At 43.6% G+C, this 11,618-nt stretch carries 14 protein-coding genes; 13 read left to right on the plus strand and 1 reads right to left on the minus strand.

The window, feature by feature from the left end; genetic code table 11:
* Window positions 1-203: 203 nt before the first annotated feature.
* Window positions 204-1,118, minus strand: a complete 915-nt coding sequence (locus LJE72_RS19790; protein WP_229249719.1) for a choline kinase family protein — start codon at window positions 1,116-1,118, stop codon at window positions 204-206.
* Between the two features lie 335 nt (window positions 1,119-1,453).
* On the opposite strand from LJE72_RS19790, the gene LJE72_RS19795 reads away from it, so the two are divergent.
* The 13 genes from LJE72_RS19795 to LJE72_RS19855 all read left to right on the plus strand — a co-directional run bounded on the left by LJE72_RS19795 (window position 1,454) and on the right by LJE72_RS19855 (window position 11,597).
* Window positions 1,454-1,753 carry a BMC domain-containing protein gene (locus tag LJE72_RS19795; protein WP_073027677.1) on the plus strand — a complete coding sequence of 100 codons (300 nt, stop codon included), beginning with the start codon at window positions 1,454-1,456 and terminating at the stop codon, window positions 1,751-1,753.
* Window positions 1,754-1,780: 27 nt separating this feature from the next.
* The gene (locus tag LJE72_RS19800) at window positions 1,781-2,071 is read left to right on the plus strand and encodes a BMC domain-containing protein (protein ID WP_229249720.1); all 291 of its coding nucleotides are present in this window, start codon (window positions 1,781-1,783) and stop codon (window positions 2,069-2,071) included.
* 58 nt (window positions 2,072-2,129) lie between these two features.
* A complete protein-coding gene (locus tag LJE72_RS19805) occupies window positions 2,130-3,578 on the plus strand; it encodes an acetaldehyde dehydrogenase (acetylating) (protein WP_229249721.1) in 1,449 nt (482 codons plus the stop codon).
* A 101-nt stretch (window positions 3,579-3,679) separates the two neighbouring features.
* On the plus strand, window positions 3,680-6,223 hold the full coding sequence (cutC, locus tag LJE72_RS19810; RefSeq protein ID WP_229249722.1) for a choline trimethylamine-lyase: 2,544 nt from the start codon (window positions 3,680-3,682) through the stop codon (window positions 6,221-6,223).
* A gap of 79 nt (window positions 6,224-6,302) precedes the next feature.
* The gene (locus LJE72_RS19815) at window positions 6,303-7,313 is read left to right on the plus strand and encodes a DMT family transporter (protein WP_229249723.1); all 1,011 of its coding nucleotides are present in this window, start codon (window positions 6,303-6,305) and stop codon (window positions 7,311-7,313) included.
* A 2-nt stretch (window positions 7,314-7,315) separates the two neighbouring features.
* A complete protein-coding gene (locus LJE72_RS19820) occupies window positions 7,316-7,606 on the plus strand; it encodes a hypothetical protein (RefSeq protein ID WP_229249724.1) in 291 nt (96 codons plus the stop codon).
* Between the two features lie 36 nt (window positions 7,607-7,642).
* Window positions 7,643-8,626 carry a choline TMA-lyase-activating enzyme gene (gene cutD / locus LJE72_RS19825; RefSeq protein ID WP_229249725.1) on the plus strand — a complete coding sequence of 328 codons (984 nt, stop codon included), beginning with the start codon at window positions 7,643-7,645 and terminating at the stop codon, window positions 8,624-8,626.
* A gap of 26 nt (window positions 8,627-8,652) precedes the next feature.
* Window positions 8,653-9,006 carry an ethanolamine utilization microcompartment protein EutS gene (eutS, locus tag LJE72_RS19830; protein ID WP_229249726.1) on the plus strand — a complete coding sequence of 118 codons (354 nt, stop codon included), beginning with the start codon at window positions 8,653-8,655 and terminating at the stop codon, window positions 9,004-9,006.
* Window positions 9,003-9,458 (plus strand): EutP/PduV family microcompartment system protein, encoded by a 456-nt coding sequence (locus tag LJE72_RS19835; RefSeq protein ID WP_229249727.1) that lies wholly within the window; start codon window positions 9,003-9,005, stop codon window positions 9,456-9,458. The genes eutS and LJE72_RS19835 overlap by 4 nt, the downstream gene beginning before the upstream one ends.
* Window positions 9,459-9,508: 50 nt before the next feature.
* On the plus strand, window positions 9,509-10,180 hold the full coding sequence (locus LJE72_RS19840; protein ID WP_229249728.1) for a cobalamin adenosyltransferase: 672 nt from the start codon (window positions 9,509-9,511) through the stop codon (window positions 10,178-10,180).
* Complete coding sequence (eutJ, locus tag LJE72_RS19845) at window positions 10,168-11,010, plus strand: ethanolamine utilization protein EutJ (RefSeq protein WP_229249729.1); 843 nt, start codon at window positions 10,168-10,170, stop codon at window positions 11,008-11,010. Before LJE72_RS19840 ends, eutJ begins: the two co-directional genes overlap by 13 nt.
* Window positions 11,011-11,028: 18 nt before the next feature.
* Window positions 11,029-11,340: a BMC domain-containing protein gene (locus tag LJE72_RS19850; protein ID WP_229249730.1), complete on the plus strand. Its 312-nt coding sequence runs from the start codon at window positions 11,029-11,031 to the stop codon at window positions 11,338-11,340.
* A complete protein-coding gene (locus LJE72_RS19855; RefSeq protein ID WP_073027696.1) occupies window positions 11,337-11,597 on the plus strand; it encodes a EutN/CcmL family microcompartment protein in 261 nt (86 codons plus the stop codon). The genes LJE72_RS19850 and LJE72_RS19855 overlap by 4 nt, the downstream gene beginning before the upstream one ends.
* The last annotated feature ends 21 nt before the right edge of the window (window positions 11,598-11,618 follow it).

Raw genomic sequence — 11,618 nt, forward strand, 5'->3', positions numbered from 1 at the left:
GCTGATCTGCCTTTAGGAATTCGGATGGTTTTTGCGAACATTTATTGACACTATCGCCGTAAAATTGGCTGTTTGTACTTCTGCTTGCCAGGGAAATCGCAAAATTCATATAATAATTCAAGCCCCGCCTTTTTTTAATGAAGGCGGGGCTTGAATTATGATTCATTTCATTTGTCGAATTGGCACTTCTTTTGTTGAGGTGTTCAACTCGTAACCATGCTGGCAATGGAACAATGGGGGGAGTTGGTCATTGCTTTGATATTCTTTCGGAAACGTTCATATCTAAATAAGCAATATTCGAGAAAGTCATCCCCATTGTAATGTCTGATCAAAGCCCAGGCTGTCCAGAGTATATCTTGAGCCATCATAAAGCATTTTATCTTTAATTCTTCCATAGGGGTCAGTGGCTGGCTGAAGCAGTTCTGAATTAAATGGCCAATTGCTTCCGAAGATAGTTTAGATTCCAGAATGTAGGCGGCCACATCCCAACAGGGATCGTTCATTCCAGAATATTCCCAGTCTATAAGATATGTTTTGCCGGTGTCGTCAATGATAAAGTTTTCAGGCACTGTGTCATTGTGACAGGGCACCAAAATTGTATTTTTAATATTTTCTTGGACAAAAGTGACTAACTGGTTTTTTAGGGTTTTGTAATCAAAGAAAAGGTCGCCGTGTAATTGTTGAATAATCAGTTCGTATTTGCAGAGCTCTGCTTGCCAATCGAAGCGATTTAAAAAACCCTTGGGATATGAGTGGATTTTTTTCATTATAGTGGAAACGGAATCCAAGTTTTCAGGTGAGCCAGGATCAGTTTGAGCCAAGTTTTGGCTGTTTTTTATGTTTATGCTTATTTTGATGCCGCTGTCTTCATCGAAGTAAATGCAATCAGAGTTCACACCTAACTCAGAGGCAATGTTATTATTGACCCTTTCTATTTTTCGATCAATAATCTGTTCCGTCATGCCGCCGGGTTGCCTGATGACATATTCGATACCTTTAATAGTCATGACGTAGTTGTAATTGGTAAGTCCGCCGGCAAAGCGGGATTTATCAAAGATAATGCTTTCATCATGAAAAGCATGGCGCAGCTTTTCTTGGACTAATTCTTCCATTCTCATATATATCTCCCCCAAGTTATTAAACTTGGATTTTAGGATTATTTGTTAATTTACTTTAGCAAATAATCCTAACAAAATCAATGCTTGGAAAAATGAATTTACGATGAATGAGTTTTAAACTTATGTCTTGATTGTTCAAATAAGTCATTTTAGTACAATAACTATATTTTGCTAGATACAATAATGCTAATTATACATATTCATTCTTCAAAAAAAATTGCTCTGCATGGGATATTATTAAAGTACAAATTATTATCGGTTTAATTAAAAAATAAAAAAGACAATCCTAAAAAGTTTAAATCTATGTTAATAGAAAGAAAAGAGGGGTTGTTTCTATGAAATACTCTGGAGAAGAGGCATTAGGTCTTATTGAAACAAGAGGCATGGTTCCGGCAATTCAAGCAGCAGATGTCATGTGTAAAACTGCTGATGTTGTTCTTGTTTCGTATGAAAATATGGGTTCCGGGCTTGTCACGGTCATGGTTAAAGGGGATGTAGCAGCAGTGAGGTCGGCTGTAGAAAAGGGAGCAGCGGCCGCAGCAGCTATCGGCGAGTTGACAGCCTCCCACGTTATGCCGCGTCCCATCAGCCGGATAGGCAAGATTGTCTCGAGCCATGACATAGACGCGGAATGAAACATTAATTTGGAAAGGGGAGCCCGTGTGGACAAAAATAGTGCTTTAGGGTTCATAGAAACGTACAGCCTGGTTTCGGTACTGGAAGCTGCGGATGCCATGTGCAAGGCTGCGGATGTGGAATTGGTTGGGTATGAAAACGTGGCTTCCGGTTTGGTTTCCGTCGTGGTTCGCGGGGATGTGGGAGCGGTGAAAGCAGCGGTAGATGCCGGCGTCAAAGAAGCAGGCAAGGTAGGCCAGATCTATAGCTCCCTTGTCATTGCCAGGCCTCATGCGGAGGTTGAAAAGATTATCGCCAAATACGTTATCGACTGGTGAATAACGCATTTGTTAAATCATTGATTCTGCGAGTGGAAAGGGGGGAGCGACTGGAATTATGAATAGAATTGACAATGATTTGCTCTCCGTCCAAGAGGCTCGAATTCTTGTAGAAAATGCCCGAGAGGCGCAAAAGGAGCTGGCGGCTTTTTCGCAAGAAAAACTGGATAAAGTCGTCGGGAATATGGCTGAAGCAGCCTATAAACATGCTAGAGAACTGGCAGTGATGTCCCATGAAGAAACAGGATTTGGTAAATGGCAGGACAAGCTTGTCAAAAATATTTTTGCGAGTGATTATCTCTATAAGAAAATCAAGGACATGAAAGTTGTCGGCATTATAAATGAAGACAAAGAAAATAAAACCATGGATATTGGCGTACCCGTTGGAGTGATTGTCGCCTTGTCTCCTTCAACCAACCCTGCATCTACTACAATTTATAAAGCACTGATTGCCATAAAGTCGGGTAATGCGATTGTCTTTTCTCCTCATCCTAAGGCCAAAAAAACAATCACCCAGGTACTTGACATACTCATCCAGGCCGCTGAAGAAAGCGGATTGCCAAGTGGCGCCATCGGATATTTGCGAACGCTGGCTGTGGACGGTACGGTTGCCTTGATGAACCATAAAGATACGTCTCTCATTCTGATTACGGGTGTGCCCAAGATGGTCAGGGCAGCGTATACATCTGGCAAACCGACTATTTATGGTGGTCCGGGGAATGGCCCTGCCTTTATTGAGCGTTCGGCTGATATAAAAAAGGCCGTAGCAGATATCATTGTCAGCAGAACCTTTGATAACGGAATTGTTTCAGCCTCGGAACAATCCATTGTTGCTGAGGGCTGTATCGCTGATGAAGTAAGGCAAGAGCTTAGGAAAAATGGAGCTCATTTCATGTCAGAGCAGGAATCAGTTCAGCTCAGTAAGTTCTTTTTCCGTCCTGATGGCAGTTTGAATCCAGAGATTGTCGGAAAAACGGCCTTAGAGTTGGCGCGGCATAGCGGCATATGTGTGCCGGAGAATACGTTATTATTGATTTCAGAACAAAAATATGTCTCCTCCAGCAATCCTTATTCAAGGGAAAAACTTTGCCCGGTTCTGGCCTTTTACGTTGAAAAGGATTGGATGAATGCTTGTGAAAAATGCGTAGAATTGCTTATAAATGAAGGCCGAGGACATACCTTGGTCATTCACTCGAAGAATGAGAATGTGATTCGGGAATTTGCCCTAAAAAAACCAGTATCCAGAGTTCTGGTGAATACGCCGGCGTCATTAGGGGGTATAGGAGCGACAACCAATCTCTTCCCGGCATTAACCTTAGGTTCCGGTACGGCAGGCGGCGGGTATACTTCTGATAATGTCACACCCATGAACTTGATTAATATCCGAAAAGTCGGCTATGGTGTACGGCAGATAGAGGATATAACCAAGGGTGTTGATCAGCTCTCCATTGAAAGTACGGATGATTTAAAAGAGGTCCTCGAAAAATTACTTGAGCTACTTAAGTAATGCGGAGACGATAGTGGTACTGAAAAATTTGTTGCCGGTATAGATACTTTGGTACATGCCCATTGAGGCTTATGTTTCTAAAGTAAGAGGAGGAAAGAAAGTTGGATATCAAAGAGTTTTCAAATAAATTTGCGGATGCCACAAAACATTTGTCCCCGGAAGAAACATCCGCCATCATGAAATTGTTTCAGGGGATTTCCAAGGAATTGTCAGCAAAAGCTCCGGTAATAAACGCTGTGACAAAATCGCCTGTGTATGAAGGGGAAATCACAGGACTGACACCCCGACTGGAACGACTAAAAGCGGCTTATTTAAAGGTTAAACCGAGTGTCAGTATCTATCGTGCCAGAGCTTTTACCCAAGTTGCCAAAGAAAATGTGGGGTTACCTAAAATTCTTCTGAGGGCCAAGTGCTTTAGAAAAGCCTGTGAGACTGCTCCCTTGGTAATTCAGAACGATGAGTTAATTGTGGGACATCCTTGCGGGAAACCAAGAGCCGGTGCAGTATCCCCGGATATCGCCTGGAGATGGTTGCGGGATGAATTAGATACCATGTCAACGAGAGCCCAGGATCCATTCCAAATCAGTGAAGAAGACAAGCGGATTTTGCGGGATGAGATCTTCCCCTACTGGGAAGGTAAGAGTGTAGACGAGATTTGTCAGAATCAATATGAAGAAGCTGGGGTATGGTCATTTTCAGGGGAATCCTTTGTTAGCGATCTCTCTTACCATCAGGTAAATGGCGGCGGTGACACTTGCCCTGGATACGATGTCATATTGATTAAAAAGGGCATTAACGCTGTAAGACAGGAAGCTGTCGACAAATTGAGCCAATTGTCCATGGAAAATCCGGATGACATGGATAAGATTTATTTCTATAAAGCAGAGATTGAGACTTGTGACGGTATTTTGGCTTATGCCAAACGACTTTCTGATTATGCGAGAGAACTGGCTAACAGAGAGCACGACTTAGTCCGGCAGAAAGAACTTTACAAGATTTCAGAGATTTTGACCTATGTACCGGCCAATCCACCTCGTACTTTCCAGGAAGCACTCCAGTCCGTTTGGACGCTGGAATCCTTGTTTGTGGTAGAAGAAAACCAGACGGGGATTTCTCTCGGACGCTTGGATCAATACATTTATCCTATGTTTAAGGCCGACATGGAAGCTGGCCGAATGAACAAATTGGAAGCCTTTGAACTGATAAGCAGTTTTATTATTAAATGCTCTGAAGTTATGTGGCTTTCCAGCGAACTGGGAGCAAAGTATTTCGCAGGCTATCAACCGTTTATCAATTTAACGATTGGTGGACAGAAGAGAACCGGTGGCGATGCAACCAATGATCTGACTTATTTGATCATGGATGCCGTTCGTTTTACCAAGATGTATCAACCGTCCCTTGCTTGCCGGATTCACAACAAATCACCGCAACAATATCTGAAGAAGATCGTCGATGTTGTTAAAGCAGGGCTTGGATTCCCCGCCTGTCACTTTGATGATTCTCATATCAAAATGATGCTTGCCAAGGGATTCTCTATAGAAGATTCACGGGATTATTGCCTTATGGGCTGCGTAGAACCGCAAAAGTCCGGCCGAATTTATCAATGGACATCCACCGGTTATACCCAATGGCCTATTGCCATAGAATTTGTTCTTAATCGCGGCATGATGAAATGGCATGGCACCATGCAAGGCCTGGACACAGGAGATCTTGACAATATCAAGACTTATGAAGAATTTGATGTTGCATGTAAACAACAAATCGAGCATATTATCCGCTTATCTGCCATAGGAACTCTTGTCAGCCAGCGGGTTCACCGAGATATTGCTCCAAAACCCCTTATGTCCCTACTGGTAGAAGGGTGTATGGAAAAAGGCACGGATGTTACAGGTGGCGGGGCTCTAGTCAATTACGGTCCTGGACTTATCTTCTCCGGTCTCGGAACCTATGCCGATTCTATGGCAGCGATCAAAAAGCTGGTTTTTGAAGAGAAGAAATATACTCTAAAACAAATCAGAGACGCATTGATTGCGAATTACGAAGGATTTGAATCTATTCGCACGGATTGTTTAAATGCACCCAAATACGGCAATGACGATGACTATGTTGATGAAATTGCCTCAGATCTTATTATTTGGACTGAACGGGTGCACCATTCCTTTAAAATGCTGTATTCTCACTTCACCCATGGCACCCTATCCATTTCCAACAACACGCCTATCGGAGAAATTACTGGTGCATCCGCGAATGGACGCTTAGCCTGGACACCTTTGTCAGATGGAATTAGCCCGACACAAGGAGCCGACAAATTGGGACCCACAGCTATTATTAAATCCATTAGCAAGCTAAGTAACGAGTCTATGAATATTGGTATGGTACACAACTTCAAACTGTTGCGAGGCATTCTGGAAACTCCGGAAGGGGAAAATGGCCTGATCACCTTACTCAGAACAGCCTCCATCCTCGGTAATGGTCAGATGCAATTTAGCTATGTTGACAATGAAGTTTTAAAGAAAGCGCAAATCGAACCTGACAAGTATCGAGACTTAATCATTCGCGTCGCTGGGTACAGCGCTTACTTCGTAGAACTGTGCAAGGAAGTACAGGATGAAATTATTAGCAGAACCGTGTTGGAGCATTTTTAAGATGATTTAAATCTATATGGAATATCTAAAGAGTTTAAAACTCTTACAGATATTCCATAAAGGAGAGAGTATTGCCGAGATGAGCATATCGGGAAACCAAAAAGCCATTATGATGAAGGAAAAACTGAATGCTGACTTTACTAGAAAAGGCGTCTTTACAGGTCTTTTCAGCGGCTTTACCTGGGGCTTAAACAGTGTACTCTTGGGCCTTGCTTTAAGTATGATCCCTGTTATGGGAGAAAATGTTGCCATATTTGCCATCCCACTGGCCGCCGCCTGTATCAATGATTCTTTTGCAGGACTATGGCTGCTCCTTTATAACAGCGGAGCCGGACGTTTAAAGGAAGTGCTCCGCAGTCTTAAAACCTTTCCCGGTCAAATGGTTTGTGTAGCCGCCTTATTGGGTGGACCCATTGCTAATGGCGGATACCTACTGGGTATTTCTCTGGCAGGATCTGCTTATGCTTTAACAATTACAGCCTTATATCCCATCGTTGGTGCTCTTCTTTCCCGGATTTTCCTTAAACAACAAATTGTGCCCCGCGTTTGGGCTGGCATGATGCTCTCCGTTGTTGGTGCTATCGTCATATCCTATGTTCCGCCCGAAGGCGTGAACAGTGAAACTTTCTACCTCGGTCTTCTCTTTGCATCACTAGCCGCGTTGGGTTGGGGAGCAGAAGCCGTTTTGGCGGTATTTGGCATGTCGATGATTGACCCGAAGGTTGCCATCAATATTCGTCAACTGACTTCCGGACTTTTTCTGGCGATTTTCATTCTTCCTATCGTTGGTGGCTGGGTTATCGTTTCCCAAGTTTTCACTCTGCCTGGAACTCTCGGGGCATTTGCCATTGTTGGCTTGGCGGGAGCGATATCATACTTGGCGTGGTATAAGGCTAATACTACCATTGGCGTGGCTAAAGGAATGGCTCTTAACGGAACCTATGTCATGTGGGGAGTCATCTTCTCGGTTGTTTTCTTGAAATCCCCCCTTACGCAGAACTTGGTCATAGGCAGTCTTCTGGTGGTGATAGGGGCTACTCTAGTGGCTATTAACCCGAAGGAGTTCTTCAAGAAAGGAGATGTGACATAATCATGGCGGACACATTACCACTGCGATTCAGAATGCTTCATTATGTTTCCACGGTCAAGAAAGCCAGCGCGGATGAGATTATGAAGGCGCTGAAACCGGAATATGGCACAGAAAAACAGTTTACAAAGAAAGTCTTTGTGAATCATCTCCTCGACATGAAAGCGAACCATATCCTTGACGATAATGATGTGACACTTGATGACGAGGGAGAATTGGTCATTTACTACTCCATCAATGATGAGGGGAAAAGACTTCTCAAAAAGTACCTTCCCAAAGGGTGGAATCAGACTTAAATTTTCGCTGGGGATTTTTAAAGGGATGGGGACATTATGAGTACAGAAACCGGTAGCATCTTAGAAAGAAAGGCAAGAATCTTCAATGTCCAGAAGTATTCCATTTATGATGGACCGGGCGTCAGAACATTAATTTTCTTCAAAGGGTGTCCCCTGAGATGCAAGTGGTGTTCAAATCCGGAGGGACTTGAAAGAAAATATCAAGTCATGTTCAAAGAAGATTTGTGCATTGACTGTGGCAACTGTATTCCTGTTTGTCCCGTCCAAATACATCATTTCCCGGAGGGAGAAGAAGGGCAACTGAAAACCCAAAGTGAAAGACTCGTGCATAAAGTCAGGAGAAGTATCGACTGTGTTGGTTGCCGAAAGTGCGAAACAGTTTGTCCCAAGCAGGCACTATCCATTGTCGGCACGGATAAAACAATTTCCGAAGCCCTGGAAATTATCCAACAGGATTTGCCCTTCTACCTCAGTTCAGGCGGCGGAGTCACCCTTGGGGGAGGGGAAGTCACAGCACAGCCGGATTTTGCGGCCAACCTGTTGACAGAATGCAAGCGCATGGGAATTCACACAGCCATTGAAACCTCGGGATATGTAAAACTGGATTCCCTGCTTATGATTGCCCAGTTTACCGATTTGTTTTTATACGATATTAAGCAAATTGATTCTGAGCGGCATTATGAACTTACGGGAGTGCGCAATGAACGTATTCTGGACAACCTAACAGAGCTCATACGCCGCGGGCATACTGTTAAAGTCAGGATGCCCCTCATCAGGGGACTGAATGATAGTGAAGAAACCTTGCGCAGAACTCTGGAATTTCTCCGGCCCTTTAAAAACTATAAGAACTTCCAGGGTATTGACTTGCTTCCTTATCATAAATTGGGTATCAACAAATATAAGCAATTGGACTTGAAATACGCCATCAGCGAAGATTTGAGCTTCAAAGAAGAAGAGTTGGATAAAATCGAAGAGTTCATAAAAGGGTATGACCTACAAGTTGAAGTCATCAGACATTAAAGACGTATACCTGACGGAGGGATTTTATGGGTGCAGCCGATGAGTTTGACAGAAAACGTATTATCCAAGAATCCGTGCCTGGCAAGCAAGTCACGCTGGCTCATATCATAGCCTCGCCGGTACAAGACTTGTACGAACGTCTAGGCATTGAAGAACAGGGATCGATTGGAATTTTAACCCTTACTCCCAGTGAGACAGCAATCATAGCAGCCGATGTTGCCACAAAGACCTCTGACGTAGAGATCGGCTTTCTTGATCGATTTACAGGATCACTGGTTATATCCGGTGATGTGGCAAGTGTCGAAGCGGCCATGATTGCCATTAATGACACCCTGGAAAAGCTGCTAGGCTTCACGCCTGCCAAGATTACACGAACATGAAAAAACGAATTATGGTCCTTGGACCAACCCAATCAGGCAAATCCACCCTAGCCAATGTTATAAATGAGTCTACTAGGCCCTTGAAAAAGACCCAAGATGTTATTTATGGGAAGAATACCATTGATACACCGGGCTCATATCTGGAAAACGCTTCTATGTATAAATATCTGATTGCAACAGCACAAGCTGCATCTCATGTGCTCATGCTTGTTGATCAATCGAAACCCAGGGAAGTATATCCGCCTGCTTTTGCCAAAACATTTACTTGTCCCGTCATTGGAATAATTACCAAGATTGATTTAGTCCCGGAAAATGCTGATTTGTGTATTCAACAGTTAAAAAAAATCGGGATTGATGAACCTTTCTTCTGGATTTCATTAAACGACAATACAGGCGTGGAAGCCTTGAAGCAATATTTATTCACTTGGAAAACAAGAAACATCTTAAAATAATTGAGTTTTTGATATAGATATATTCTTTGTCAGGAAAGGGGGGTGAGGCAATGAAATTCATCACTGAAATGGAACTGCGGGATTTATATAAAACAGGACCCTTTGAAACTTATGTTCTGGAACCGGATACAAAGATTACCCCAGGTGCCCGTCAATTTCTGGTGGACAGACGAGTGGCGCTGGTCCAGGCTCAGGGCAGTGACAGCAAAACATCAAAAATCGATGAGACGAGTCAGACCCAAGTGCGGGAAAACTGGTGTACTCTGAGGCTCCTTGGAAAAATGGAATGCATAGAATCTTTATTTATCCTAACTGCCACAGAATTTTCACACACGGGGGAGGCCGCCCTGTCAGAGGAAGTCATGACGCTGGGTAAATACTTCAGGAATGTGCGAAACGCTGAACGGAAACAGATAGTCCCGGACAACCTTCAATTTTGGGGATTGACAGCAGAAGAAATTAAAACACGAGCCGAGAATCTGAAACAATCTATTGACATCAGTGAGTTTTACCTGGGATTGGAAAATGGAAAAGAGATTGCTCTGTTAAATCACTTGCGTGCCTCCCTGGGAGAGGTCGAACCAGCCCTTTTGGAAACCTATTGGGACGAAGAGAAGCAAATCTGTTCACGTCAAGACCTGATTGATAGGGTTAATCTGATCATCAACATACTCTGCATAATAATGTGGAAGTTTTCTGGAGGTAGAAAATGGAAAATGTAAAGACAGCTTTTCAATACTGCGATCAACTCGTTCGTGATTTTGAGAAAGTCATCACAACACCCATATTAAATAACTCCTCCGTTTATTACACCGGTGTTGACCTGGGAACAGCCTATATTGTTCTTGCAGTCCTTGATGAGAACTATCAACCTGTGGCCGGCGCCTATCGCTTTGCCAGTGTTGTCAAAGATGGCATGGTGGTAGATTATATCGGTGCAATTCGCATAGTTAAAGAATTAAAACAGGAGCTGGAAGAGAAACTGGGCGTTGAACTGATCTACGCAGCGGCAGCGCTTCCTCCCGGGACGGTTACCCTTGACTCAGGGGCTATCAAACATGTCGTTCAGGGGGCTGGTTTTGAAGTTACCAACGTATTGGATGAACCTACGGCAGCTAATGCTGTACTGAAGATTCAAGACGGAGCGATTGTCGATATCGGCGGCGGCACTACGGGAACTGCCATTCTCAAAGACGGCAAAGTAATTCATGTCGACGATGAACCTACAGGCGGCACTCACTTTTCTCTTGTCATTTCCGGTGCCTATAAAATGAGCTTTGAGGATGCGGATCAATATAAGCGGGATTTCAAAAATCATAGGGAACTAATGCCCGTATTGCGTCCTGTCATTGAAAAAGTCTCATCCATTATCAGTCGCCATATACGTGAATACCAAGTAAAAGAGATCTATCTGGTAGGTGGAACCTGTTGCTTGGAAGGAATCGAAGATATTATCGCCAAACAAACCAACCTTCCCACCTATAAGCCGCAAAACCCTATGTTTGTAACCCCTTTAGGTATTGCACTTAACTGCACACAGGAAATCCTTTAGACAGGAGTGAAGTTCACCATGGAATATCGAATCATAAAATCTCCATCCAGTGGGACAGTGGATATTCTCTTTCGGCGAAAAGGCTCCGCTTCAACCATCTCTATTGAGAACTATGATGCTGTAGGTTTGGTTCAGGGACGGTTGATTGATATGGTTTTTGCTGCTGATATTGCTGAAAAAGCGGCTGGAGTAGTGGTAGAAGACATTAAAGGTCATTGCCCGCAGAATCTGATTATGATCGCTATCTTCGGAGATACGTCGTCGGTGGAAGCTGCTATTCAGGAAATACAATATAAATTTAAAGAAGCGAAAACAGGTGAGATTCTATGATAGCAGCCAAAGTAATTGATAGTATATGGTCAACCAGAAAAGCCGATTCTCTCGTGGGACTGAAATTCATGTTGGTGGAAGTCCTTGGCGGTATTGATGCCGGACGTCTCATGATCGCTGCCGACACCATCAGTGCCGGCGTTGGCGAACGAGTGATTGTCTGTAATGGCAGCTCGGCCCGCAAAATGTTGGGCCGGGAGGATGTACCGATTGATGCAGTCATTGTAGGAATTATTGATGAAGACTGCAAGTTTTAAAAAACTGGAGGCGGGAAAACG

This window comes from Desulfosporosinus shakirovi, from assembly GCF_020595055.1.
Lineage (GTDB): Bacteria > Bacillota > Desulfitobacteriia > Desulfitobacteriales > Desulfitobacteriaceae > Desulfosporosinus > Desulfosporosinus shakirovi.